This is a genomic window from Aeromonas sp. 1HA1, from assembly GCF_029237385.1.
GTDB classification, from domain to species: domain Bacteria; phylum Pseudomonadota; class Gammaproteobacteria; order Enterobacterales; family Aeromonadaceae; genus Aeromonas; species Aeromonas popoffii.
In genome coordinates this window covers 13,190-38,197 of sequence record NZ_JAACGC010000043.1, presented here as the reverse complement: position 1 = coordinate 38,197, position 25,008 = coordinate 13,190, and the positions used below count along the sequence as shown (strand labels likewise).

Sequence of the window (25,008 nt, the reverse complement as noted above, 5' to 3'; positions counted from 1 at the left end):
AAAAACTGAGCAAAAACAGCATCAATAGACATGAAGGCACTCCTGAAAAAGGAGCATAAGATCACAGCTGGATCGCAGGGTCAAACCTATTTTTCTTGGTCAAAAAACGTTCGCGATCTTGCCCTGACTACTTGGGCTAGCCGGCTTAGCATTGGGTAGTTCAACCAGCCATTAGCTACGACCTCGACACGATCAAATCCAATTAATTCTAGTGCTGACTTTTTCAGTCCCACGACTGTACCTAGAGCTGAAAGACCATCACCCAATCGTAGAAGGGTGTCAAGAAGGCGTTGTACTTTGGCAACTACATGTTCTTCTTTAAAATCCAAGCCTCCCAAACTAGCTGGATCAATTGCGAATGCTCGTGCATGTACAATTTCGCGATCAGGTTTAGGCTTATACAATTCTCGCATTGGCACCTTAATTAGATTGCGTCCAACGCGTTGACATTCAGTAAATGCCCATTGCCCTCTATACGATGGGCTGCAGCACCAATGTCCCCAGACATGGGCAGGCATAGAGTCATAGAAAGTGCTTTGTTCGTATTTTTGAAGAAATCGATCATCTAGGTAAACCGGGCTATCACTCATCAAGGCATTCGCTCTCGTATGAGTCATAGGTTGAGTGCTGCCAGGCCAAAGAATACCTTCAGCTGACTGCTCCGGACAGAGTTCTGAAGAAACGGCCTCAACAGATGCCCAAAGTTGGAGTAAAAGCCCTCCGTTGTGGTTGCGGATATCCAGTTCATACCAAGCAACCCCCTCCGCAGGTTTGAGAAGTACATGAGATTGCCCGTCCATGATCTCACGGATTGCTGGTATATCTGGTAACTGGACTGAGTAGTAGAATACTCGCACACCTCGGGATCCACGTAGCCAGAGGTAGCGACGAAGGTATTCATTCGACATACGCCAGCAAACATTTCTCTTCAATTTATAATGGTACTCACTAGAAACCTCACCTTCGGCCACACTAAACTCTGGAAGCCCTAAGTCATCATAAACGATACGCTGTTGGTCGTTACCAACGCAGCGAGGAGTCAGTCCAAGGGTCATCCAGACCTTCTCAGCGAGATTAAATGTAAAGAACGAATTATCACCCCAGGCTGCGACAATATAGTCATAACCAGAGAGTGATGGGCTGAATTCGGCGGAGCAGCCAGGCGTATCACCGCAAGGAACTGAGTATTCGACTACTCCGTGGCATGACTCGCGCAGAACTTTTATTGGACCACTTTCTCCCTCAGGAACTACAGCCATTAGCAAATGTAAGTGTTCAGCTTGGTCTCCATTATTGTTAGTTTCCTGCTTAGAGGCTACCTCCACTAATTGTGTAGGTGATAAACCGATGGGTTCCAGTAAGCCACGTAGTTTTGGCGGCATTATATGAATAGGGATAGGGAATGAAGCAAGATAATCAAAGGTCATAATGCCTACTAAAGTATTTTATGGTTAGGGTTGTTTGATATAAATTTTGCTAAATGACCTTGCTAGACTGATTAAATCAGTATGAGGTTTTTTAGATAGTGGAGACTGAATTTTCCCTCAAACCATGCGAACTCATAGAACAAGTAAGAAATCCAACATCTCTAATGGATACCTTAACTGTTCAACTGTAGTTAAAATACATAAAAATAGAAATCACTGCCCATGCTGATATATTTGTTATTGCTGCAGTTGCTGATACTATAATTATAATGTCTCTTCTGCTTAACGCATCATGGCAGATATTTCCTTGAGTCTCTTCTTGGTGTTTTCTCTGACCTTGGACAATTCTATCTGCAATAAGAAAGGATGTTGTTAATAGAAGAATACCTAATAAAAGCACATCAAATATTTTTATGATAAATTTAATAATGACTTCAGCATAATTACCACATGGCCTAGACAGTAAATCTGGAATGGTTCCCTCTAACAATGTTCCAGAGAAAAGTAACGTTAGGGCAAAAAATATAAGTGTGAACCAAGTTTTTTTGTTAACTTGTTTTTTTATAACATCTCTAATCGTCAAGGTGCTCTGCATGCTGCAGCCAAATATAGCAAGGGTGGCAATAAGCAAAATATTTGTATTTAATATGCTCCATAATTCACCACCGTAAATACATTCATTGAAAGTCATGTGTGTCATTTGTATAGTATTCTACTTCCCTAGTTGACATGTTAGATAATTTATAGTGGGTGAAAGGTTTTAATTGTTTATGTTGATTTGTGCGTTTTAATAATGAGCTCTTTAATCTGAAATTGGTTGTAAATATAAATAAAAGATAATGTTATAGTGGAGGGATGGAAATGAGTGGCTACTGGCCGCCACTAGGTTGTCGTAGTCATAAATGAGGGAGGGCGTCACTCTAGCTGAATCGTGTTATCTCTCCAGTCAAGCCCATCACCTATTGCATCGAAGGTATTTTTAAGTGCCATGGCATGAGTCTCACCTCAACCGTGGATGCCACAGTCCTGGCATTCACAGAGGTAGAATGTGTCGCTGATCTTGTAGGTGCTCAATTCTTGAAGACCGCACTGTGGGCAGTCTTCAGTCAGGAGGAAAGCTTTAGATTTGGTCTCCAGCCAAGCCTTCATGATGACAGCGTTGATTTCTGAGCGAGCCTTGTTAGTTGTCGCGCTCAACTGTGCTTCGTGGTTTCGTACTTCCTGCGCGAGTTGAGGGTTAAACTCCCCGTTTACCCAATTCGCCGGGTTCTCTTCCGGGAAGTCTTCAAAATACTCTGACCATTCACCCATAGGGTTGCTCCTTGTCAGTGATGAACATCAAGTCCTTGTGATGCTTTTATAAGGGCATGAAACTCATTAGCTACCGCCCCTAAGTTACAGCTCCCCAGATTGCTGCTTTTGACCTGTGATCAGATGACAGTTCCTTGTCATAGGTAGGCCTTGCTTGGAGCTTGGGTACCGTGCTGGAATCGTACCTCAAATGGTTCTGGTTGTTGAGCAAAATGAGAGGTAAGTCAGGAGGGGATCACAGATTTTGTGGGGGACTACTGGGGAAGTGATGTTAATAAGCTGGCTCACCCTCTAGAGTTGGTGGTCCAGAAAGGTCTGGAGTGGATGGGTAGGAGAGTTCATGTATCATGTGCCTTCTTCATCCGAGAGCTGTCAAAACTGCGAAAATGTGAGCGATGTCGTACTCGTTTAGTCCCTTCTGCCCTGTACGGCATCCAGTAGGCTCTCTACAATGATATTTAATTCAGTAAGGTACGAGTGGCTATGACAACGGCAATCATCAATACAGACATGTTGATTTGGGCGCGTGAGCGTTCCGGCATAGCTGTGACTGATTTTGCTAAGAAGTGTGGGGTGAGCGAGGAACGGCTACTTGAGTGGGAGGCTGGCGAACGTGCCTTGACCTTCAACCAGGCGATGACTTATGCCGAGAAGGCCTATGTTCCCTTCGGCTATCTCTTCCTTCAGCAACCGCCTGTTGATGAACTTCCCATTCCTGATCTGAGAACGATTGACGGCAAAGGGGGCGGCCGCCCTAGCGCTGGGCTGCTTGATCTCATCAAGCTGATGCAGTTGCGCCAGGAGTGGTACCGAGACCATATCATGCAGCAGTTTGCTGAGCCGAACCCAATCCTGGGGCGTTTTGATGCTCGCTCCGATGCTGATGCAATAGTGAAGGACATGCGAACCAAGTTGGGTGTCCCTGAGCACCCGACCAGAGGTAGCTGGGAAGACTATTATCGTGACCTAGTTCGGAGGGTAGAAGGCTGTGGCATCCTTGTCATGCGTCAAAGTGACGTCGGTCATCATACGCGCCCTCTTTCTGTCGAGGAGTTCAGAGGGTTTGCGATGGTAGACCGCTATGCCCCACTGATATTCGTCAATGACGCAGATTCTCCTGGGGCCAGATTGTTTACCCTTATCCATGAGCTCTGCCACATTTGGATAGGCCAGTCTGGTATATCTGACGGTGGTGTGAGTAGTCATCGGCTGGAGGAAACAGTCTGTAATGCTGTCGCTGCAGAGTTCCTCGTACCTGCTTCTGAGTTCCGTAAAATGTGGCGCCATGAGTATGACGATTGGCGTGAGAACCTCGCGGGTCTTGAGGCCCATTTCCACGTTAGCACTTGGGTACTCGCGCGCCGTGCGCAGACTCTTGGTTTCATCAGCCAAGAGGATTACTTTGAGTATGTAAGAAAGCTACGCCGAGATTATAAGAACCGTCCTGATACGGGTGGTGGTCCGAGTTATTACAAAGTCAAAAATGCGCAAATCAGCCATCTATTCTCTAGTGCAGTTGTGAGCGAGGCGCTCAGTGGTCAGTTGTTGCTAAGGGATGCCAGTCATCTCCTCGGTGGGATAAAGCCTGGAAAGATTGCCCAATTTGCTAGGGAGCCTCGGTGAGATATCTGCTTGACGCGAATACCTACATTCAAGCAAAGAACCTGTACTATGACATGGAATTCTGCCCGGCCTATTGGGATTGGCTAGATCTACAGTATACCCAGGGAGTGATTGCCAGCGTAGGCATGATTGGTCGAGAGTTAAAGGCTGGTGATGATACGTTGGCGCAATGGGTTACTACACGGGCACACCATTTTGTCGATGACACCGACTCGGCTACTCAAGCGCATTATGCGAGTATTGTGCAAAAGGTGGCATTGTCGGGGCACTACAACCCTGCTAACCGAGATCAATTCTTGGCTAAAGCAGATCCTTGGTTGATAGCGAAGGCTATCACGATAGGGGCTACCGTTGTTACCCAAGAAGGGTTTGTGGATCTCTCCTCACGTAAGGTGAAAGTGCCGAACATCTGTCGAGAGTTCAATGTTCCTTGCATCAACACCTATACGCTCTTGCGAGAGGTTCAGGCTCGGTTTGTTCTGGGTGCTTCGAGCTCAGCGCCTTAAGGCTGAAAGATAATAAGTCAACAGTGTGTTGCGGTAAATACATGAAGGAGAGCCAGCTGAAGGGCTATTTATCTTGTAGTTACCGCACTCACTCATAGTGCTATGACAACTCATGATCTTTTGGGAGGTATACATAGTCTCTATCGGAGTTGTCATAGATGACTCCACATCCATCTAGCACACCGATTTTGAAAATACCGATATATAACAGTGAGCCAAATAATATCTTTGTAGTCTCAATAGGTGATGTTTCATTCATGTCTGAAACAAAACTCATAACGGAAAATAATGACTTTGTTTCTTCGGAGCTTGTAAGCCAATTTACGATACTCGCAACTAAAAATGCCAAGCAGTATCTTTCAAGCTGAAAGTGAGAATCTATATCCTGTCGTCTTGTCTTTACTACATCATACGCTGTTGAGTTGTTTGTCCTGACCGCCAGGGATTCTAGGCGCCAAATGTGGATGCAGTCTCTTCTTGACTGTGTACTTGATGTATCTGAGTTGAAAAAGGCCCGCACTTTAATGGGCAATACATAAACTATCGAGCTAATAGATATTCTAATAGTAGTGATAATGAAAGTTATGTATAAGCTGAAGAAGCAAGTGAATGCAAGAGTTTCACCGATAGTGATCTTTGAGTCTATGTCGTTCCAACTCATGGTTAATAATGATGTGTTGTGGATGTAAATTAATGCACTATCTAGCATCATCACAAATGTTCCAAGTAATGCAAAATATTTGAAGTTATCAACTTTATCCAAAATCTGATTTGCTTCCGAAGCCGCCTTTCCAAGCATGATTATCAACCTATTTACTGTTATGAAAGTTCACGTTGTCAGCTTTAACATCATACCCAGAGACCTAGGCTTCTGATGGGTTGGGTTAAAGTCGACCACCGAGCTAAGTGTTTCAGACCATTGTAAGACAGTGCAACTGATATCAATGAATTAGTATTGTCTAGACCCAGTTTAGGGCGAGAGTGTATTGTATTGTGGAAAACTTGGAGGCACATATCGCTTCTGGTGCGTGACAGAAATTAATAATAGTGGGTACCATAGTCAGTGCCGGACCTAGACCACCCGGCTGTGTATGACCAAAAGGACCCAGACCATGACCAAACCGCATACCCGAGATCTATCTGCAGCACGCCCACGCGGCTGTGCCAGCATCCACAACATCAAATCTATCCCCCCTCAGTTCAGCCCCGAGCAGGTCGCCCTGTTCCAGAAACTGGTGAGTGCTCAGGAAAGGGAGGTGTTCACTACCTCCCGCAAAGTGGCCGAGCTGTTTGGAAAGCAGCATAGCCATGTGCTGCGAGCAATCTTTAACCTTGAATGCAGTGCCAGCTTTCACGCATCCAATTTTGGATTGGTTGAATATCTCGATGGAAAAGGCGAGCTACGCCCTGAATACCTTATCACCAAGAATGGAATGGTCTTCCTGGTGATGGGCTTCACCGGTAAGCAAGCTGCCTATTTCAAAGAGTTGTACATCCAGGCTTTTGACTGGGTTATAGGACAGCTTTACGAGAAGCAGGAACTGCAACAGCTCCTGCACGACTTCGCCAGACGCGAATCAATCTCTGTCTCCAAAGGCACTCTCCATGGGCAAGGTTTGGCCCGCCGGCGCATCGAGAAGCGGGCGTTGTGCCAAGAACACGCCCAGCTCGAAGCCAGATTTCAGCTTTCTCTTGAACTGATAGGGGAGGGTGTTGCTTGAGCGCCTATCCCAAGTATTTCCTCCGCAGCCCTGAAATCCGATCTCGCGCTTGCCAGTTGGTCGCTGGCCTGCCGGTTGACCAGGACAAGCCGCTGGTCATCGAAATCAAGGAGATGACCCGGAGCCTAGCCCAGAACGCCATGTTATGGGCAGTACTGGCCGACATCGCCGAACAGGTGAACTGGTACGGCCGCAAGCTTACCAAGGAGGAATGGAAGTACGTGCTCAGCGCCGCCCTGTATCAGCAGGACGTGGTGCCGAACATCGACGGTACCGGCTTCGTTGTGCTGGGTAAGTCCACTTCCAAGATGACCGTGCGCGAGATGCGCGACCTTATCGAGTTGGCCCAGGCATTCGGCGCCCAGCAGGACGTGAAGTTCGGTGATGAATCCCGCCGAGGTTTCGATTGGGTGGCTGCATACCGGAGGGCTGCGGCATGAGCAAGAGCAAAGCTGATAAGCAGTATCTCTCTGACGTCGCCTCCATGGGCTGTGTTGCATGTCGCAATGCAGGCCTAGGGCCAAGTCCTGCGGAAATCCACCACGTGCGCTCTGGCGTCGGGATGGCGCAGCGTGCCGCTCATACCCAAGTGATCCCTCTCTGCCCGCGGCATCATCGGGCCTGTTACCCCACCGGCTTTCACGCCGCCCCAAAGAGCTGGCAGGCCGAGCATGGCAGTGAGGAGACCCTGCTCGTCCAGGTGACCCGAGAGGTCGCCGAACTGCGCAAGAACACCATCGGGAGGGCGGCATGATCCAACTGTCCGCCCTTGATGCGGCCCGGCTGTTGGGTAACAGCCCCAAGGTCAAGAATGCAGCCAACCAGGTGCGCAAGGCCCAACAAGTCACCAGCCTGCACAATAAGGTGCTGGCCCAGCTTGCCGGTTTCCCCGACCCCGTGACCGAGTTGCTGTTCCACCCCAAGCGAAAGTGGCGGTTCGACTATGCCTGGGAAGAGCAGATGATCGCCGTCGAGATCCACGGCGGGATCCACTCCGGTGGCCGGCATACCCGGGGGAAGGGGTTCGTAGAGGACCGTACCAAGATGAACGAGGCCGCCCTGCTTGGGTGGACTGTATTGGAGGTTACCCTCGAGCACATCAAGACCAGCCAGCTGCGCGCCTGGCTGCTGAAAGCATTTGAACAGACCAATAACCAACCAAGAACCCGACCATGAACTTGACCACCACAACTAACACCTCTCTGACCATGACTAGCATCGAGATTGCTGAGCTCGTGGGGAAACGTCATGACAATGTCATGCGCGACATCCGGGCTATGTTGCTTGAGCTTTACGGAGCTGGGGGTGACCTCAGATTTGAGGAGACCCACCAGAACAAACAAAATGGCCAGGACTACCCATGCTTCCACTTACCCAAGCGTGAGTGCTTGATCCTGGTATCGGGTTATAGCATCGAGCTGAGGGCTCGCATCATTGACCGCTGGCAGGAGCTGGAAGCGCAGCTTGTTCCATTACTGCCACGAACCTATGCCGAAGCGTTGCTTGAAGCCGGTCGTTTGGCCATGGAGCTTGAACAAACCAAAGAGCAGATTGCCATCCAGGCTCCGAAGGTTGATTTTGCCGATAGAGTGGCCGGTGCCGACAAGGGCGTCCTTCTCGGTAACTTCGCCAAAACTGTGGGGATTGGGCCCAAGAAGATATTCGCCATTTTGCACAAGATGCGGATCCTGATGAAGGGAGGCAATCGCCACAACCTGCCTTTCCAGCAATATCTCGACCTGGGTTACTTCGAGGTCCTCGAGAAGCCCTACGAGATCAATGGCGAGACTCGTCTTGCCTTCTCTCCCACCATCACCGGTAAAGGTCAGCAATGGTTGACCCACAAGCTTCTCGCTGCCGGCCATCTGCAAGCCCATGCTGCCTAACCCTCCCGAGGAGGACTGAATATGAGTAAGTCATTGGAAATGGCATTACGCCTTTTCTCACCGAAGGGAGCGCTCCATGAGCCATCCTCCGGCAACTTCAACGCCCTGGGACGTGATGACTTGATCGGTGCCCTGCAGGTTGCCGCCAAATCTAATCAGCAGGGTCTGCAATACCTGATGGCCGATCACCTGGTAGACCAGCAAGCCATCGCGGAACTGCAGATCTACTTCAGCACAACTTTAGGGAGCAGCGAGGCTGGTACTATAGCTCTGGCTATCCTGCTGCGGCGCCCGCAGTCAGAGCAGCTGGAGCGACTGTTGTTGTCTCACCCGCACTATGACAAGGAGCGCCGCCGGGCAGCGGTGGTGATGGAGAAGGCCAAGCGGGCGCACCGTGCCAGCAACAATCATGAGTACCAGCGCCTGTTGGCTGAGCGTAACGGGATCCTATCTCTTGCCCGTGACCACTGTGTGGCTGAGATGATGCGATCAGGGCGTTGCCCGCACTGTAATGGTACCGGCATGCGGCCACGCCTCGGCGACGAATGCCCGAAGTGCCACGGTACCGGGCGGGTAGTACCGGACTCTGAGTTGGTATCGCGCCGGTTCGGTGTGCAGATGCGGGAGGCGGTTGAGCATGCAGTTGATGAGGTGATTCACCAGGCGTCAGATCTGGCCAGGGTCATTGACCGGCAGGTGCGGGAGATGAGAGCCGCTTGAGTAAATGGTTGAAGCAATGCTATTCATTGTGGTGGGGTCAATACGCAGCTCGATGAGGGAAAATGGATAGCAGGCTGAAACCCATGGCTTTACAGGTCGCCGGATGGGGTTTGCTCTATGGCGACTTCTTCGATCTGCATTCAATCTCCGGTCTGATTGGGGTATCGGACGCGGTAGCCGGCGACGTGTTGGTCTACCTGCGTCGTCTTAGCTACGTGGAGACAGTTGCCGAGACAAGGAGCTGCAAGCGTGAGCCTGGGAAGCGAAGCCCCCGTCGGGTTTTCATCAAGGTGATAGCCATCCATCCAGAGCCTCCGCCGAGAGCAGTAAAGGTGCCCTCTGACCCTAAGTGGGAGCCAGTCCAGCAGCAGCTGGCCAGGTTGGTTAAGATTATGCCTTCGCCGCGGGGAGCTCGCTGATGCTCGTTGTGTAACGCGGGCTCAACTGTTCCCGCTTCATCATCCACTCCCTGTTGTCACGGCCTCTTGCGGCAAAGTAGACCTTCCCCATTCGCCCCTGATTAATCCTGTCGATCACCTTCATGAGAGCATCACTTCGGGGATCCTGCTGCTCGTTGATGAATAGGTCCCCCTGCTGGATGCCGGTAGGGGTGAAGTCGGCAAGCATGACACCGCCTTTCTGGTAGTGCTGATCTTCAACCCAGATCCGAGATAGAAGGGGGGCGATCAGAGATAGCAGGGCTCGGGTGTCATTGGTGGGAACCGCCAGCTTGGTGCTGATCTGGTTGCCGTAATAGGGAGCCTTGTTACTGAACGGGCTGGTGCGGATGAATAGGGTTACATGGCGGCAGCACATCCCCTCCGCCCTGAGCTTCTCGGCGGCCCGCTCCATGTAGCCGGCCAGCGCCTGGTGCATGGGGCCGATCTGGGTGATGCGCTCCCCAAAGCTCCGACTGCAGATGATCTGCTGCTTGGCCTGGGCCTCTTGCTCCAGCTCGGCGCAGGGGATCCCCCGCAGCTCCTGCACCGTTCGCTCTACCACAACCCCATATCTCCGGCGAAGGGCCTTTGGATCAGCAGCAACCAGCTCGGCAACAGTCTTGATTCCCTGCTCGTTGAGTTTTGCCGACAGTCGCCGGCCGATGCCCCATATCTCATCCACCGGGGTGATGGCCATCAGGCGAGTGCGCCGCCCCTCGTCACGCAGATCTACCACACCGCCAGTGGTCGGCCATTTCTTGGCTGCGTAGTTGGCGAGCTTGGCCAGGGTCTTGGTTGGGCCGATACCGACCCCCACCACAAGCCCAGTCCACTGCTGCACCCGCTCGCGAACTTGGCGGCCATACTCCACAAGGTCGCCAGCCCAGCTCTCGCTCAACTCGATGAACGCTTCGTCGATGCTGTAGACCTCCACCGCTGGCGCCATTCCCTCCAAAATCGTCATCACCCTCTGCGACATGTCGCCGTAGAGGGTGTAGTTGCTGGAGAACCAGATCCCGCCCATGGCCTCGAAGAACTGGCGGATCTGGAAGTACGGCACCCCCATCTTGACGCCGAGCGCCTTTGCCTCAGCTGAACGGGCCACCACGCAGCCATCATTGTTGGAGAGCACCACGATGGGCCACCCCTTCAAATCAGGACGAAACAGCCGCTCGCAACTGGCGTAGAAGTTGTTCACATCGACCAGCGCCACAGCGCAGCTTTTGTTCATGGGGCTGGCATTCTGTGGATGACGAAGGTAACCACGCCGAAAATCTCCAGGTTCTGCCCATCACAGAAGTGAATAGGGCGATAGGCCGGGTTTCCCGGTAGGAGGCAGACCGACGGGCTGAGCTGGAGTTGCTTCACCGTGAACTCGCCATCAACGGCTGCCACGACCACGCTGCCATGAACTGGTTTGCTGCTGCGGTCTACAACCAGCATGTCACCATCGCGGATCCCGTGATCCACCATGCTATCCCCTGCAGCCCGCACGTAATAGGTCGCGGCTGGGTGGGCAATGCAGAGCTGGTTCAGGTCGATGGTCTGTTCGACGTAGTCCTGGGCGGGGGATGGGAAGCCGCACGCCGCAGGGGAGAGGAACAAGGGGATTTCTAATGTCGGGGCGTTGAAATCGGGAACTGCAAGCATGATGGGCGGCTCTGTTGTGCTGTATATAAATACAGTATAGCGTTGCTCTGGGTGAAGATCACCGTGGGGCGATTGGCTCCGGATTGCGGTAAGATATCGGCAAATTCTGAGCGTGGAGTCGCCAATGTCGTTCAATCTGTGTTCCCTGCCGAAAGAGCAGCAGGAGAGAGTTGAGGTCGAGAAGGCCGCCGCCTATGCGGTATGGAAGGAAAGAAACCCCGAGATCAAGGTGCCAGCCGAGAGTGAGGCGGGGAACTACAAGGGAGAGATGCAGGCCTACTTCCTGCAGCAGGTGGAGCGGTACCGGAAGCAGAAATGACCGAAGAAAAAACACTTTTATTGCTGCCCAGTTGGTTTTTCAAAAGGCAGTTTATTGTATCGCTATGCATCTTCGTGGTGTCCCCCGTTGCAATGATCCTCATAAAGCCATCGGCACATGATGTACCAATGGTTAATTGGCTGCTCATCCCTATTGTGCTCCTGGCGATGGCCCTGCTGTACCCATACAGCCGATACGCAGTTCAATGGATCATTGGCTACTGGAATAGAGGTGAGCAAATCATCTATGACGGTTCAATAAAGGGATCGCTTGACCGGAAGTTTGCAAAGCTAATGGTGAGCTTGGTTTTCATTCTGGTATTGGGCCCGCTGTGTCTCATCGTGCTGTTGGTGAAACGCTGGAGACAAATTGCCCGAGCGTCCGCTTCTAGTTGAATCACTGCCAAGCCTGTGCTCTGAGATGGTCAGCATCCTTGCATGTTTAGTTCCAACTCGCTGAGGTTGTGATATCAGGCTTCAAAAGAAAATCATTTTATTGTACTGTGCCCCTCATTTGAGGTAATGGAGCTCACATGTCAAAGCATGCGGCCAAGGTCGGTAACATTGGAACTGACCATGATGGCTTTCACCCCACGGCCATAACGGCTGGCTCTCCAGACGTTTTCATCGATGGTATCCCTGCTGCCAGGGTAGGGGATCCCCTAGCGCCACACGATAAGCCGAACCATCCACCACATCCACGCAAGATCGCTTCCGGTTCATCAACGGTTTTCGTTAATGGCAAGCCGCTTGCTATCACGGGTAGCGCAGTTGACTGTGGTGGGGTGATCATTGGCGCGGGAACTGTGATTGTTGGTGATCAGTTCGAGAAGGTCGATTCAATTTTCACACCTCCCGTATTTGAGAAAGTCACTCCCTTCATTTTCGCGAAGTCTAGTTCTGTTGCGCCGACGACAATTGAGGCCGCCACAAGTGCGGAGCCGCTTTCAATGTTTGGTAAAGCCGTGGTGCTAGCCCCAATGCCATCAACCCCCAAGTGAGGAGTCGCAAATGACTAGCGCCATAGTAGGAAGTGCGGCGAAAGAGGTCGCGCTTGGAAGAATTTCGGGAAGTTTACCAGCAGAATTGGGGGCTTGGGCTCTTCGAACCAGTGGAGCTGCATCAGGCGCATTCCTGATGGCTTTTTGGCCTTCCGATATGGGGGATGGCACTCTTTACACTGATGAGCAATTGCAGGCGATGAGCCGCGCTGCGACAAGGGTTCGCTTCCGATTTATTGAGGATGAGCAGGGGCGAATGCAAGTGTATGGGATCCACACCAGCGCAACATCTGGCATGGATTCAGTGCCTATCGTGCAAGCACGGCAAGAAGGCAGTGCCGTTGTAGCAGTGATCCCCGGTGGTCCTACTCTAACTTGGTACCCTGATAGCAGTGGTGAAGTGCCCGATGCTAGCAGTTACTACCCGGAAAGGGATGGCATGGAGGTGTCGAACATTTTAGTTCGTCCCATCCCTGATGCTCCCGATGCTGAGCTAGAGACATTTCCGGCGAGCGGCGACGACTTAGAAGATTGCATCATTACCTTCCCGGCATCACTGGGGATCCCCCCTCTGTATTTGGTATTTAGCAAACCCCCAGTTAAGCTGCTGGAGGTGGATACCTATCGAGGATTTCAAGGGCGTCCCAGGAGAGGGACGCATGCGGACCATATGCCTTCTGCGGCTGCTATAGCACGTTATTTAAGAGACTCAGACTCAGGAATGACAGCAGCTGAAAGGAATGCACAGAAAAAAGACGTTGCGGCTCTAATTATTCCGGCATCAGTGCACCAAAAATGCAGTGAGACGTATGGTGGTCGAAATACACCATCTCAGATAGAAAGAGATTCAAAAGACCTCAAGGGTTCTGTGGACAGAAACATTAACGCAATCAAAGGGTGTTTGCGTGATGAAGGGTTTAGCGATGCAGAAATCGAGAAGGCTAGACAAGAAATGCATCAAGTAAACAGAGAGCAGGGGTGGTACAAATGACGGTTGATGTTAAGGCTCTAATCAATAGCTTAGGAATGACCTATGAGGCCATGATGGAGGCTGAGTTGATTCCCTACAAAACCAAGCCAAAGGGTGACTCAGGAGATCCCGAAATAACGTTGAATATGGCGAAGGAGGGCATTTTCTTATCGTTTGACCGCTCATCTAGGAAGTTGATCGAAGTTGACTTGGAATTGTTCAAAGAAGGGGACAACAAATACAGGTTCCCAAATGAGATACCAGCCCCCTTATGGGAGAGTATGTCTAAGGCTGATGTGAGAGCTACTTTCGGTGAACCGGCTAATTCACACCCTCCATACAGAATTGTAAACCGGAATAAGGGGGGAACAGACCACTACATTTTAGATAAAGGGTCAAAGCAAGTATCGATGTTGCTGAGTTACGATCTTACCCAAAGAGTGCTTATTGTAGGGTTCAAGCCAACCAAACTGGTGCAGTGGAAGGAGCTGGATCCTTCGTTTCTGCTATAGCAACAATTAAGGCCCCTCCAGCATCTGTTGAATGTTTTGCTGTAGCGCGTTAGCATCTCCCAAAGATGGCCAGAGTCTCCGTGACCCTGGCCTTTTTCATTTCTGGCCCGCCTCGTGCGGGCTTTGTCGTTTCTGGAGGGAGGGCGCATGGCCAAAGAGGAAGGGTTCGCGACGGCTGCCGCTGCTGCAGGGGTAGCCAAGACTGCACCGCCTGTCGTTGTGTCCGGCATGACGCTGGCCGGGTACTCGCTCAATGATTGGGTGCTCGCGGCCACGTTGACGTGGATCGCGGTCCAGATGGGCTGGTTCATCTGGTCGAATATCATCAAGCCGCGTCGCCAGCAGGGAGGTGCATAGTGAGCAAGGTCCGCATCGCAATCGCTGCTCTCACGCTGAGCGCAGCCGGCTTTGTGGGGATCCTAAATCGGGAGGGGTATGGCCCAGTGGCTTACCCCGACCCGGTACACGGTACCAAGCTTCCCACCATCGGGTTTGGGAGCACAGAAGGGGTCAGGATGGGCGACACAATCACCCCTGTCGCTGCGGTGAACCGAAGCCTGCGGGAGGTGCGGGTGTTCGAGGATTCCCTCAAGGCCTGTATCCGGGCTCCCCTCCATCAGTATGAGTTCGATGCCTATGTCGAGCTCTCCCACAACATTGGCCCAGGAGCCTTCTGCCGCTCAACCATCGTGAAGCGCCTGAACGTTGGCGATTATCCCGGGGCGTGTGAGGCAATCCTGTTGTTCAAGCGTGCTGGCAACCAGGACTGCTCTGCGCCGGGGAATAGGGTATGCCCTGGGCTGTGGAAAGACCGGCTGCGCCTCAATGCCAAGTGCAAGGGGGAGTGATGGTGACGATCCCGCAAAGCAGAACGTTGTCGTTCCTGGCTGGCGCCCTGGTGATAGCTGCATTGGCCGGCAGCGGGGTGGCGCTCTACCAGTCCGGCCATTCCGATGGGGAAGAGGGGGAGCGCAAGACCTGGCAGGCGAAGTGGAATAAAGAGGCCACCAGGCTCGCCACCGCCAGAACCAAGGCTGAGCAGGAGGCTCGGGAAGAAGAGAATCGCCGGCAGGCTGAAATTGATGAGGTGAGAGACCATGCACAAGAAGAAATCGCCCAGGCACAAGCTGATGCCACTGCTGCTGGCATTGAGTCTGGCCGGTTGCGCGAGCAAGCCCGCCGCTTGGCAGCCAGAGCAAGTCAGTGTGCCAGTTATCCCGGCTCTACCCAAGGAGGCCCGGCAGCCGAACAACCTGCAATGGTGCTCGCCGACCTGCTCAGCCGGGCTGATGAAAGAGCGGGTGAGCTGGCAGCAGCGTATGACAGAGCTCGAGTATCAGGACTAGCCTGTGAACGAGCCTATGACTCCCTGCGCACCGGGACTATGAAACCCCGCCCATAACGGCGGGGTTTGTCTTTCTGGGGAAGGGGAGAAGGTGATGCAGATGAACTGGAGCAGTGAAGTGATAAACGGTATCGACGTGACTGGGGTAATCGCCAGCGTAGAGCACTACGGCGGAGGCGAGGCCCTGGTTGTTCTTTCCTCCGGTGTTTCCGTTGTGGTTCCAGCGACTCACAAGCCGGTACCTGGTGACACCATCGTTGAAGGCGAGTTATCTCTCTAAATGGCAAAGACCGATTGGAGCAGCGTGGCGACTCAGTATCAAAGCGCCTATGCCAAGACTGGCATCAGCCCTAAGGCATGGTGCGAGCAGCATGGACTGAATTACCAGTCTGCCAGGCGCTACATCAAGGCCAGTGATGCGCAGGCTGACGAGAAAATTGCGCAGCCCAGTGTGCGTAGTGCGCAAAATCGTGCGCAATTATCCAAGGGCAACGTGCGCAATTTGGATGAAACTGCGCACGCTATGCGCAATGAGAGCAAAGCCAAAGAGGGAAAGGAAAAAGGGAAAAGAGGACAAGGGGGACGATCTTCTTCATCCACACAACCCTCGGCGGACTCAAGCCTGAACCCCAACAACAAGTCCGGACGTCACGCCGATGGGCGCTTTGATAAGGGGAACAGCGAGTCAGTGGGCAATGCTGGCAACCCCAATCCGCCAGCGAACATCAAGCCCGGCATGCAGCTGACCAAGACCCATGGCGGTTACGCCAAGTTCCTCGATGCCGATGAGTTGTTCGACCAGGCCGAAGAACTGCAACTTCGGGATGAGCTGTTATTCACCAGGGCTCGCGTACTCTCGGTCACCAAAACCTTGAAGGCCCTGCAGCAGGATCTGGCCGAAGCGCAGGAGATGACCGACCGGCTCGCGCTCTATGACAAGATCTTGCGCGCCGAGCAGGCCCTCGACCGCAACATCCAGCGGATCGAGTCCATCGAGCGCACCTTGAGCTCCATGCGCATCGATGAGGTAAATGGGCCCAAGATTGAGGCTGACACCAAGCGCATCAAGGCCGCGACCCGCAAGCTGACTGCTGAGGCTGACCTGCTCGAGAAGGATGGTGGTGCCGATATGACGCCAGTGGCTGAGATGACCGCTGAGCTGCAGGGGATGGGGACTGGCGGGCTGATGTCGTGATAAAATTGGCAGGTGTTATCTGTTGGGGGGTGTGATGAGGATTTACGGAAAGAATGAAGTAGGCGAGTCGGCTTTCATCGCTGATTGCCCGCTCCCGAGAGGGGTATGTGATGACCTCTATTCTGGTCGTAGCGTGCAGTACGAGCTGCCGCCAGTTCTAGGTATTGGCCCGGATCAAGATTCAGACTTTGCCGCCACCACCGCAATTGAGAGCATCCTGCTTGAGCCATACCGCCTTTACCGCAACCGCGTGTTGGTCGAGATGGGAGCCATGATTGCCGATTCCCTCCATGTGAAGATGCTGGCCGAGAACATTCGGCAGCGCGTCTCAGCCAGAGAAGAGACTCAAGCCATATCAGACGCCTGGGCATCTTGTGCCCAAGGGCGCGAATAGCCTCACATCACCCATGCAAACCCGCTTCGGCGGGTTTTTTATTGCCTGAGATCCCCCATGACTGGACCCGATATCTCCCTCATGACTGAGCCGGAGCAGATTGCCTATATCCGCTCGAAGCTCAGCGATAAGTGGTGGCGGATGAACAACCTCTACATGGTGGAGAATGAGCAGGGTGAGCTGGTGCAATTCAGGCTGCGACCGGCGCAGGAGCTGCTGTTCAAGACCATGTGGTGGCTCAACATCGTGCTGAAGGCACGTCAGATAGGCTTCTCCACCGCCATCGATATCTATTTGCTGGATGAGGCGCTGTTCAACAAGAGCATCAAGTGCGGGATCATCGCCCAGGACCTGACGGCGGCCGGCGAGATTTACCGCACCAAGATTGAAGTGCCGTTCGATAACTTGCCGACATGGCTCAAGGCCTGCTTCCCGGTGGCCTCTCGCCGCGGTGGCGCCAACGGTGGCTACATCCTGTTTCGCCATGGCTCCAGCATCCAGGTGGCCACCTCATTTCGATCCGGTACCGTCCAGCGCCTGCATGTGTCGGAGCACGGGAAGATCTGCGCCAAGTACCCCGAGAAGGCCAAGGAGGTGCGAACCGGTACCCTTAACGCCATTCACCCCGGCTGCGTGGCCTTCATCGAATCAACGGCAGAAGGGGTAGGCGGCGATTTCCACAGCATGAGCATGAAGTCCCTCGAGCTGGCCCGAACCACTCACGAGCTGACCCAGCAGGATTGGAAATTTCACTTCTTTGGTTGGTGGCAAGATCCGAAGTATGTGGCAGTGGTGCCGAGAGCCGGTGTGACGGCCAGCAAAACCCAGCTCGAATACTTCGCCGCTGTAGAGAAGGCGATGAGTTGCACCATTACCGACGAACAACGGCAATGGTATCTACTCAAGGAGTCGACTCAGGGTGTGGAGATGAAGCAGGAGTTCCCCAGCACGCCGCTGGAGGCCTTCCTGACTTCTGGCCGTAGGGTATTCGACCCCATCGTGACGATGGCCGCAGAGGGTGACTGCATGGCCCCGCTCATTGTCTATGACATGGACCCGGTCACCGGTCGAAGGGAGAAGGCGAGCAAGCCTGAGCACTTAGACGATCAGGGCCAGCGTTCACTCGAGAACATGCTGCTGGTGTGGGAGCTGCCCGACCCTGACGAGGATTACGCCATTGGTGCTGATGTGGCAGAAGGCCTGGAGCATGGTGACCGCTCATCGTTTGATGTGGTTACCAAGAGCGATGGTCGGCAAGTAGTCCACTGGTACGGGCATCTAGATCCCGGTCTCTTTGCCCAGCTGTTGGCTCATGTCGGCAAGTGGTATGGCACTGATGAGTATGGCCCAGCTTATATCGGCCCCGAACGCAACAACCATGGCCATGCGGTGATGCTGGCCCTGCGGGATCACTATCCGATACGGCGCATCTACGCCCAGGAATACATCGACCGGGATCGGGATGATGAGACCCCGCGTCTTGGCTGGCTCACCACCCGGCAATCCAAACCCATTTTGGTGGATGGCCTGAAAGACCTGCTGCGCGCCGGCCAGTCCGGGATTTACTGGATAGGCACCATCAGTGAAGCAACTACCTACGTCTACGACAAACGGGGCAGCATGAATGCCCAGACCGGATGTTACGACGATCAGCTCGTCAGCTACATGATTGCCCAAGAGATGCGGGCCAGAATGCCTGCTCGCATCGTCAAGTCCGGCACCGCACGTAAACCCAAGCACTGGATGGCCAACTGATGATCAAGAACCAACCCAAGGCCCCCTCACAGGGTGGCCTCGATACTTCACGCCTGCTCAACCTGATGAGTGACATCAATGGCCAGCCGGATTGGCGCTCCTTGGCCAATCGCGCCTGTGCTTACTATGACAATGACCAGCTACCGGCCAGTGTGAAGAAAGCGCTGGAAGAGCGCGGGCAGCCACTCACCATCCATAACCTGATCGCTCCCACCATTGATGGAGTATTGGGCATGGAGGCCAAGAGCCGTACCGATCTGATGGTAATTGCGGATGACCACGATGATGAGCTGGAACAGATGGCCGAGGCCGTTAACGCTGAATACGCCGACATGTGCCGATTGGGTGGGTTAGATCGGGCACGGGGTGAAGCCTATGCCGGACAGATAAAGACCGGGATCGGTTGGGTTGAAGTACGCCGCCAAGATGATCCATTCGGCCCGCGCTACAAGTTCAGTAACATTCATCGGGACGAGGTGTATTGGGATTGGCACAGTCGTGAGCCCGAGCTTACCGACTGCAGGTGGTTGATGCGCCGCCGCTGGGTTGATTTGGATGAGGCCAAGTCCATGTTCCCAAGCAAAGCCGAGGCTTTGACGTGGGGCGTGAATGATTGGGATGGGATAGTCAGCCTGACCTCGATTGAAGGAATGGCCCCCGATCTGGTCAGTGCCTTCGATGAGTGGAGCTCTTTTGACAGCAAACAGGTCGAGTGGTGTAGCAGGGAGCGTGATCGCGTCCTGCTGCAGGTGGTTTATTACCGCACCTTCACCACACGCCAAGTGCTGATGCTCGACTCTGGTCGGGCGCTGGAATATGACAAGACCAACCAACTTCATCTTGCCGCCGTTGCCACGGGCCGCGCCAGGTTGGAACGCCGACCGGTAGCCGTGATCCGCGAGTCCTGGTTCGTTGGTCCCCATCACCTGGTCGATCGGCCCTGCAGTGCGCCTCACAACATGTATCCGCTGGTGCCGTTCTGGGGATACCGCAAGGACAGCTCTGGTGAACCTTATGGCCTGATAGCCCGCGCCATTCCGGCTCAGGACGAGGTGAATCTGCGCCGTATAAAGCTGACCTTCTTGCTGCAGGCCAAGCGCGTCATCATGGACAAGGACGCCACCAACATGACCCGAGAGCAGGTATTGGAGCAGGTCGAGCGCCCGGATGGTTTGGTTGAACTCAACCCCGATCGCGTCAACAAGACCAGTGTGAGTGACGCCTTCAAGGTTGAGCAGGACTTCAACGTGGCTGCCCAGCAGTTCCAGGTGATGCAGGATTCGGTGAAGCTCATTCAAGATACTATGGGGGTTTATGCCGCCTTCTTGGGGCAGGGGACTACTGGCCAGTCAGGTGTTGCCATCAGCAACCTGGTAGAGCAGGGCGCCACGACACTCTCCGAGATCAACGACAACTACCGGATGGGCTGCCAACTGGTTGGGCAACTGGCGCTGTCATATCTGCTTGAGGAGCTGGCAGCCAAGAAGAACTACAAGGTTACCGTCAACCGGGATGACCCACGCCGCCGCAAGGCGGTGGTGATCAACGTGGAGCAGGAAGATGGCAAGCTGAGTAACGATGTGACCCGGCTGCGAGCCCATATTGCCCTGGCACCCATCCAGCAGACCGCAGCCTACAAGCAACAACTGGCAGAGCGAATGACGCAGGCTATGGCACAGCTGCCACCGGAAGCAGCTGCAGCATGCTTTGATCTGCTGGTTGAGCTGATGGATGTACCGCGCAAAGCTGAGTTCGTGGAGCGGATCCGCAATGCCCTCAACATTCCCAAAGATCCCGAGGAGATGGACGAGGAGGAACGTGCCGCCGCCGAGCAGCAGGCCCAGCAACAACAGATGGAGCAGGAGATGGCCATGCGTGAGATGCAGGCCAAGCTGGCTGAGTTGGAAGGCAAGGCGGCCAAGTGGCAGGCAGAAGCCCAACGCATCGCCAAGCTGACCGACTCTATCCGGTTCGAGGATGCGCTTAAGCAGGCCCAGACAGGCAAGACCCTGCAGGAAATGGAGTTGCTGGTTGCCGAACAAGAGGGGATCCAGGTCGAGCAGGCAGCCCTACAAGCTCAGCTGCTGGCCACCATTGAGCAGCAGATTGATGCCATCACGCTCTGATAGTTGCTTTCCTCACCGCCCAGCGTTAGGATTTCCCCAACATGGCCCAGTCTCTCGAGATTGGGCCTTTTTGTTTGTGACATTTGACAGTTGTTAGTAAAAATCAAACGCAGGACAATCTCAGACAGGTGCTTTCCTCACCTGTAGTGTCATGCTCTATTGCCCGCCTCGTGCGGGTTTTTTTATGCCTAGCCCCAGCCGGGGAGAGCTTTCCCCGAGAACTTTCCCCCGCTTGGGCAGCGATACCACCCACTGAAAACCCACGAGGACAACCATGGATACGAACATCGACAACCTGACCGGGACTGAAAGCCTGGACGAACTGGAAGCCATGCTGGCTGAGATCGAGCAAGAGGGCGATCCAGAGCTAACAGCTGGCACTGTCACCGAGAAAACGGACGTAGACACCGCGCCGTCGGCGGTCGAAGTGGCAGCCAGTACCGAACCAGCTAACGCCGAACAGGACGGTGAAGTGGCCAAGGTGCCCGAGAAGGTGATCCTGGCTAAGAGTGGTCAACACACGATCCCGTATGACGTGCTGGAGCTAGCACGCAATGAGAACAAGGTACTGCGTGAGCAGTTGAGCCTATCTCAGCAGGCTCAGGCAGAGCGGGACACGCTGCAGGCGCTACTGGAAAAGCACGGAATAAATCCCGATGCAGACCCAGACCAGCTCAACCTGGATGAAGTAGAGCAACTGGCGAAGGATTTCCCGGAGATCGGGAAGGCAATGGCCGCCATGGCTCGAAAAATCCAGCTGTTGGAACAGCCTGCTGTGGTGCAACCGGTTCAACCTGCCGTTAATCCGGTGCAGGCCGCTCTGCAGGCGGTACCTGACCTGATTAACTGGCGGGACAAGGACCAAGACCGCTTCGACTTCGCCATCATCGTCGATGAAAAGCTTCAGGTAGACCCCGCGTGGCAAGGTAAGTCACTGGATGAGCGATTTGCAGAGGCAGCGCGTCGCACCAAGCTGGCCTTTGGTGACATGGTGGAGACTGCTCCACCGCCGGCCAAGGCTCCCAGCAAGGAAGCAGAGACGTCTGCTGACTTCATCCCGTCCAGTCCCTCGGCCCTCGGCCAAACCCATCAAGCACCCGAAAGCGGTGTTGCCCGTTACGGCTCTATGTCGCAGACCGAGTTGGTCGGCGAAATGGGGTCCATGACGGACGCCCAACTCGAGGCACTACTGGAGCAAGCCGGGTATTAACCCACCACACGATTAACACGCAAACCCCGACCACTGTGTCGGGGTTTTTGTTTTTAGGTAGGAGAGGATCATGACCCAAGTCACCTCGGTGCAAGCCAACAAGATTATGCAGGCAGCCTTGTTTACAGCTGCCAACCGTTCCCATTCGCTGGTGAACCTGCTGACTGAAGAGGCGCCCAAAGGTGCCAAGGTCAACGGTGGTAAGCAAACCAGTGCGGGAGCTCCCGTGGTACGTATCACTGACCTGAGCAAAAATGCCGGTGATGAAGTGGATATGCAGCTGTTCCATCAACTGTGTGGTCGCCCGACCATGGGAGACAAGAAAATAGCTGGCCGTCTCGAGAGTCTGGCCTTTGCCGACTTCTCGCTCAAGATCAACCAGACCCGTCATGGTGTGGACGCGGGGGGCAAGATGAGCCAGAAGCGTACCAAGCATGACCTGATCAAGACCGCGCGAGTGTTGCTGGCTGATGGTTATTACGGCCGCCTGACAGACCAGCGCGGTTTCGTTCAGCTGGCTGGTGCCCGTGGCGACTATGCAGCGGACGACATCATCCTGCCGCTGGCAGATGATGAAGAGTTTGCAGAAATCATGATCAACCCGATCACTGCACCGACTTATCAGCGTCACTTCTTTGGCGGGGATGCGACTTCTTTCGAAACCATCGATGCGGCCGACCGTTTCAATCTCGGCTGCGTGGACAACATGGCGCTGTTTCTGTCTGAGATGGCCAACCCCATCCAGCCTATTCGGATGGTGTCTGACCCGTCAGGTGGCGAGCCCCTCTTCGTGCTCTTCGTTACCTCGCGCCAATGGCACGACTTTTACACCAGCTCCTCGGGCAAGGACTGGAATGCCATGTTGGCCGCGGTCACGGTGCGCAGTAAAGGCTGGAATCACCCGATCTTCCTGGGGGAAGGGGCGATGTGGCGCGGCATTCTGGTCAAGCCCTATAAGGGGATGCCTATTCGCTTTAACCAGGGAAGTCTCGTGAAAGTCTGTGCGGCCGAGTCTGCTACAGGGGTGGAAGTGGACAAGGTAGCGGGCACCACCATCGACCGCGCCATTCTGCTGGGCGGTCAGGCGCTGGCCAATGCGTTTGGTTCGGGAGAGCAGGGCAGCTCCTTTGGCATGTTTGAAGAGAAAACTGACCACGACAATGCTACTGAGTTGTCCGTTCGCTGGATGGGGGGCTTGCAGAAGATCCGCTTCAAGCAGAAGAACGGCAACATCCAGGATCATGGCTGCATGACACTGGATACTGCGGTGAGCCCGATAGTTCGCTGATAACCCACTGACGCAGAGGGTCATCAGGCTCTCTGTCATTTGTTGACCAGACAAGGAGCCATATCATGGCCAAGATTAATCTGATAGCCACTTGCCGCCGCTGGTTTGTCGGCGCGTTCGGCAACCTCTCCATTTCCCCGACCTTTATTGCCAAGCTGGCCGCGCTGCCTGCAGGGGATGTGATCGTGTTCGGCGACAAGGTTGAGTCCAACCTCAAGGTGGTGGGGGTGTCCCTGATCACCAGTGCGTTGGGCGCCGGCACTACGCTGACTGCCAAGGTCGGTACCGCCACCATTGTGAATGCTGAGGGCACGGTAACCGCCGTGGCCAAGTACATTCCGGTGGATGACTTGTTCACCAAGGAGGGGCAGGAACTAACCCTCACGGTTGGCGGTGGCGCGGCGACAGGTACTGCCAAGCTCAAGCTGCATTATGAGGTAATTGGCAACCTATAACTCGCCCATCGCTACGTGCCCGGCCTTATGCCGGGCTTTTTCATTTCAAGATTGGAGATATTGCCGTGAGCGACAAAATTGCCGTGGTTTATATCGGCGACAAGCCGAGCAAGAAAGACACCGTGACCGGCTCCCGCATGGTGTTTCCTCGCCATGTGACCGTAGATGTTGAGAGCCACATTGCCATGCAACTGCTGGAGTTCCCCTCCGTCTGGATCCATGCCGATGCCCTGCCTGGTGAAATTCTGCGTCAAGAGACCATCGCCAAGCTGGCTGCCGAGGAGGCAGGACGACTGGCGCGGGAGGCGGCCCGTTTTGCCGAAGAGCAAAGCATGATCGTTGGTGACCGTGATCTGGCCAAGCTGACTTCTGCCCAGTTGGCGACTCTGGTAGAGGGGGATGATCTGAAAATTGATCCACAAGGCCCGCAAGAGAAGGTTGGCGAGTTCCGCCTGCGGGTGCGTGATGCGCTGAAAGCCAAGCTGGCCGTTGAGCAAGGTAGTGAGTAATGGTGCCGGTACAAGATAGCCGGTTGGTGAGCACCGCTCCTATGATCCCGCTGGTTCGCCAGCGGGTTCTCCATTTGCCGCACACGGAAGGTGCTGACGCATTAGTGCATAGCTACCTCATCGAGGCTGCCATCATTTTCTGTAAAGAAAGCGTTTTGGTTCATTCGGAGCGCAAATTTGATGAGGTGCTTGAGGGACAAACAGTTAGTTTTGCCCGGGCCAGCAGTATCAATCGTCAGGCAAGACAGGATGTGCAAGATCCGCAGGTGACGGGATCGGTGCTCCATCGCATCACCGCAGGCGGCATCATTCTGACGCCTGGCATGCACTATCACGCACAGTCTGCCGAGTCCATCCGCTTCCTTGAACAGCTGAGCGATGTTTGCATCGTCGGGGCCATTGAGCCTCTACCGACCGCAACGCTGATCCCATCTGCTCTCGTTGAGGACTACGCCCATGAGCTGGCTTGTGGGGCTGGGTATCTCTTGCAGCAGCTTCACGCCAAGGCGTGGACAAACCCTGAACTGGCTCAGATAAATCGTCGCAAGTTTTATGACGGGATCCGCGCTGCATACCGGTTCCGCATTGAGCAAACCGAGAGTGCAAGGGTTCACAACCCCGTCAGAAAACGAAACTTCTTCTGAAA

32 protein-coding genes are annotated in these 25,008 nt (G+C 53.9%); 26 read left to right on the top strand and 6 right to left on the bottom strand.

What is annotated here, in order from left to right; translation table 11 throughout:
• Positions 1-86 precede the first annotated feature (86 nt).
• The 3 genes from GWQ22_RS13990 to GWQ22_RS13980 form a co-directional block, all read right to left on the bottom strand.
• The gene (locus GWQ22_RS13990; protein ID WP_275930677.1) at positions 87-1,427 is read right to left on the bottom strand and encodes a hypothetical protein; all 1,341 of its coding nucleotides are present in this window, start codon (positions 1,425-1,427) and stop codon (positions 87-89) included.
• A 181-nt stretch (positions 1,428-1,608) separates the two neighbouring features.
• Positions 1,609-2,118 (bottom strand): hypothetical protein, encoded by a 510-nt coding sequence (locus GWQ22_RS13985; protein ID WP_275930676.1) that lies wholly within the window; start codon positions 2,116-2,118, stop codon positions 1,609-1,611.
• Between the two features lie 314 nt (positions 2,119-2,432).
• On the bottom strand, positions 2,433-2,738 hold the full coding sequence (locus GWQ22_RS13980; RefSeq protein WP_275930675.1) for a hypothetical protein: 306 nt from the start codon (positions 2,736-2,738) through the stop codon (positions 2,433-2,435).
• A gap of 483 nt (positions 2,739-3,221) precedes the next feature.
• Between GWQ22_RS13980 and GWQ22_RS13975 the strand changes: the two genes are divergently transcribed.
• Positions 3,222-4,361, top strand: coding sequence for an XRE family transcriptional regulator (locus GWQ22_RS13975; RefSeq protein WP_275930674.1), 1,140 nt, complete (start codon positions 3,222-3,224; stop codon positions 4,359-4,361).
• Positions 4,358-4,867: a DUF4411 family protein gene (locus GWQ22_RS13970; RefSeq protein WP_275930673.1), complete on the top strand. Its 510-nt coding sequence runs from the start codon at positions 4,358-4,360 to the stop codon at positions 4,865-4,867. Before GWQ22_RS13975 ends, GWQ22_RS13970 begins: the two co-directional genes overlap by 4 nt.
• Positions 4,868-4,967: 100 nt before the next feature.
• On the opposite strand, the gene GWQ22_RS13965 is transcribed toward GWQ22_RS13970, so the two are convergent.
• Positions 4,968-5,666 (bottom strand): hypothetical protein, encoded by a 699-nt coding sequence (locus GWQ22_RS13965; RefSeq protein ID WP_275930672.1) that lies wholly within the window; start codon positions 5,664-5,666, stop codon positions 4,968-4,970.
• 313 nt (positions 5,667-5,979) lie between these two features.
• Here GWQ22_RS13965 and GWQ22_RS13960 point away from each other — a divergent pair, with 313 nt between their 5' ends.
• Genes GWQ22_RS13960 through GWQ22_RS13935 form a run of 6 tightly spaced genes read left to right on the top strand, consistent with a single transcriptional unit; the run spans position 5,980 to position 9,194 of the window.
• Positions 5,980-6,588, top strand: a complete 609-nt coding sequence (locus tag GWQ22_RS13960) for a Rha family transcriptional regulator (RefSeq protein WP_275930671.1) — start codon at positions 5,980-5,982, stop codon at positions 6,586-6,588.
• On the top strand, positions 6,585-7,028 hold the full coding sequence (locus GWQ22_RS13955) for a recombination protein NinB (RefSeq protein WP_275930670.1): 444 nt from the start codon (positions 6,585-6,587) through the stop codon (positions 7,026-7,028). Before GWQ22_RS13960 ends, GWQ22_RS13955 begins: the two co-directional genes overlap by 4 nt.
• Entirely contained in the window at positions 7,025-7,342 is a 318-nt protein-coding gene (locus tag GWQ22_RS13950) for a Ref family recombination enhancement nuclease (protein WP_275930669.1), read from the top strand. The genes GWQ22_RS13955 and GWQ22_RS13950 overlap by 4 nt, the downstream gene beginning before the upstream one ends.
• A complete protein-coding gene (locus GWQ22_RS13945; RefSeq protein WP_275930668.1) occupies positions 7,339-7,764 on the top strand; it encodes a hypothetical protein in 426 nt (141 codons plus the stop codon). The genes GWQ22_RS13950 and GWQ22_RS13945 overlap by 4 nt, the downstream gene beginning before the upstream one ends.
• The gene (locus GWQ22_RS13940; RefSeq protein ID WP_275930667.1) at positions 7,761-8,474 is read left to right on the top strand and encodes a phage regulatory protein/antirepressor Ant; all 714 of its coding nucleotides are present in this window, start codon (positions 7,761-7,763) and stop codon (positions 8,472-8,474) included. The genes GWQ22_RS13945 and GWQ22_RS13940 overlap by 4 nt, the downstream gene beginning before the upstream one ends.
• A 21-nt stretch (positions 8,475-8,495) precedes the next feature.
• Entirely contained in the window at positions 8,496-9,194 is a 699-nt protein-coding gene (locus GWQ22_RS13935) for a TIGR02642 family protein (RefSeq protein ID WP_275930666.1), read from the top strand.
• Positions 9,195-9,584: 390 nt separating this feature from the next.
• On the opposite strand, the gene umuC is transcribed toward GWQ22_RS13935, so the two are convergent.
• The gene (gene umuC / locus GWQ22_RS13930) at positions 9,585-10,865 is read right to left on the bottom strand and encodes a translesion error-prone DNA polymerase V subunit UmuC (RefSeq protein WP_275930665.1); all 1,281 of its coding nucleotides are present in this window, start codon (positions 10,863-10,865) and stop codon (positions 9,585-9,587) included.
• On the bottom strand, positions 10,862-11,284 hold the full coding sequence (umuD, locus tag GWQ22_RS13925) for a translesion error-prone DNA polymerase V autoproteolytic subunit (protein WP_042037009.1): 423 nt from the start codon (positions 11,282-11,284) through the stop codon (positions 10,862-10,864). Before umuD ends, umuC begins: the two co-directional genes overlap by 4 nt.
• Positions 11,285-11,408: 124 nt before the next feature.
• Between umuD and GWQ22_RS13920 the strand changes: the two genes are divergently transcribed.
• The 18 genes from GWQ22_RS13920 to GWQ22_RS13835 all read left to right on the top strand — a co-directional run bounded on the left by GWQ22_RS13920 (position 11,409) and on the right by GWQ22_RS13835 (position 25,006).
• The gene (locus GWQ22_RS13920) at positions 11,409-11,603 is read left to right on the top strand and encodes a DUF3283 family protein (protein WP_275930664.1); all 195 of its coding nucleotides are present in this window, start codon (positions 11,409-11,411) and stop codon (positions 11,601-11,603) included.
• A complete protein-coding gene (locus tag GWQ22_RS13915) occupies positions 11,600-11,998 on the top strand; it encodes a hypothetical protein (RefSeq protein ID WP_275930663.1) in 399 nt (132 codons plus the stop codon). Before GWQ22_RS13920 ends, GWQ22_RS13915 begins: the two co-directional genes overlap by 4 nt.
• A gap of 137 nt (positions 11,999-12,135) precedes the next feature.
• Complete coding sequence (locus GWQ22_RS13910) at positions 12,136-12,603, top strand: type VI secretion system PAAR protein (RefSeq protein ID WP_275930662.1); 468 nt, start codon at positions 12,136-12,138, stop codon at positions 12,601-12,603.
• A 10-nt stretch (positions 12,604-12,613) separates the two neighbouring features.
• On the top strand, positions 12,614-13,594 hold the full coding sequence (locus GWQ22_RS13905; RefSeq protein WP_275930661.1) for an S-type pyocin domain-containing protein: 981 nt from the start codon (positions 12,614-12,616) through the stop codon (positions 13,592-13,594).
• Positions 13,591-14,085, top strand: a complete 495-nt coding sequence (locus GWQ22_RS13900) for a DUF6392 family protein (RefSeq protein WP_275930660.1) — start codon at positions 13,591-13,593, stop codon at positions 14,083-14,085. The genes GWQ22_RS13905 and GWQ22_RS13900 overlap by 4 nt, the downstream gene beginning before the upstream one ends.
• A gap of 147 nt (positions 14,086-14,232) precedes the next feature.
• Positions 14,233-14,442, top strand: a complete 210-nt coding sequence (locus GWQ22_RS13895) for a hypothetical protein (protein ID WP_042037005.1) — start codon at positions 14,233-14,235, stop codon at positions 14,440-14,442.
• Complete coding sequence (locus tag GWQ22_RS13890; protein ID WP_042037003.1) at positions 14,442-14,933, top strand: lysozyme; 492 nt, start codon at positions 14,442-14,444, stop codon at positions 14,931-14,933. The genes GWQ22_RS13895 and GWQ22_RS13890 overlap by 1 nt, the downstream gene beginning before the upstream one ends.
• Positions 14,933-15,487 (top strand): DUF2514 domain-containing protein, encoded by a 555-nt coding sequence (locus GWQ22_RS13885; protein WP_275930659.1) that lies wholly within the window; start codon positions 14,933-14,935, stop codon positions 15,485-15,487. The genes GWQ22_RS13890 and GWQ22_RS13885 overlap by 1 nt, the downstream gene beginning before the upstream one ends.
• Positions 15,488-15,530: 43 nt before the next feature.
• Positions 15,531-15,710, top strand: coding sequence for a hypothetical protein (locus GWQ22_RS13880; protein ID WP_244463058.1), 180 nt, complete (start codon positions 15,531-15,533; stop codon positions 15,708-15,710).
• A complete protein-coding gene (locus GWQ22_RS13875) occupies positions 15,711-16,625 on the top strand; it encodes a terminase (protein WP_275930658.1) in 915 nt (304 codons plus the stop codon).
• A gap of 133 nt (positions 16,626-16,758) precedes the next feature.
• Positions 16,759-17,019, top strand: a complete 261-nt coding sequence (locus GWQ22_RS13870) for a hypothetical protein (RefSeq protein ID WP_275930657.1) — start codon at positions 16,759-16,761, stop codon at positions 17,017-17,019.
• Between the two features lie 57 nt (positions 17,020-17,076).
• Positions 17,077-18,774: a terminase gene (locus tag GWQ22_RS13865; RefSeq protein WP_275930656.1), complete on the top strand. Its 1,698-nt coding sequence runs from the start codon at positions 17,077-17,079 to the stop codon at positions 18,772-18,774.
• Positions 18,774-20,900 (top strand): portal protein, encoded by a 2,127-nt coding sequence (locus GWQ22_RS13860; protein WP_275930655.1) that lies wholly within the window; start codon positions 18,774-18,776, stop codon positions 20,898-20,900. The genes GWQ22_RS13865 and GWQ22_RS13860 overlap by 1 nt, the downstream gene beginning before the upstream one ends.
• Before the next feature lie 274 nt (positions 20,901-21,174).
• Positions 21,175-22,110: a hypothetical protein gene (locus tag GWQ22_RS13855; protein WP_275930654.1), complete on the top strand. Its 936-nt coding sequence runs from the start codon at positions 21,175-21,177 to the stop codon at positions 22,108-22,110.
• A gap of 70 nt (positions 22,111-22,180) precedes the next feature.
• Positions 22,181-23,398 (top strand): DUF4043 family protein, encoded by a 1,218-nt coding sequence (locus GWQ22_RS13850; protein ID WP_275930653.1) that lies wholly within the window; start codon positions 22,181-22,183, stop codon positions 23,396-23,398.
• A 65-nt stretch (positions 23,399-23,463) separates the two neighbouring features.
• Entirely contained in the window at positions 23,464-23,853 is a 390-nt protein-coding gene (locus GWQ22_RS13845) for a hypothetical protein (RefSeq protein ID WP_042036990.1), read from the top strand.
• A 65-nt stretch (positions 23,854-23,918) separates the two neighbouring features.
• Positions 23,919-24,362, top strand: coding sequence for a hypothetical protein (locus tag GWQ22_RS13840; RefSeq protein WP_042036989.1), 444 nt, complete (start codon positions 23,919-23,921; stop codon positions 24,360-24,362).
• Positions 24,362-25,006, top strand: a complete 645-nt coding sequence (locus tag GWQ22_RS13835; RefSeq protein WP_275930652.1) for a hypothetical protein — start codon at positions 24,362-24,364, stop codon at positions 25,004-25,006. The genes GWQ22_RS13840 and GWQ22_RS13835 overlap by 1 nt, the downstream gene beginning before the upstream one ends.
• Positions 25,007-25,008 lie beyond the last annotated feature (2 nt).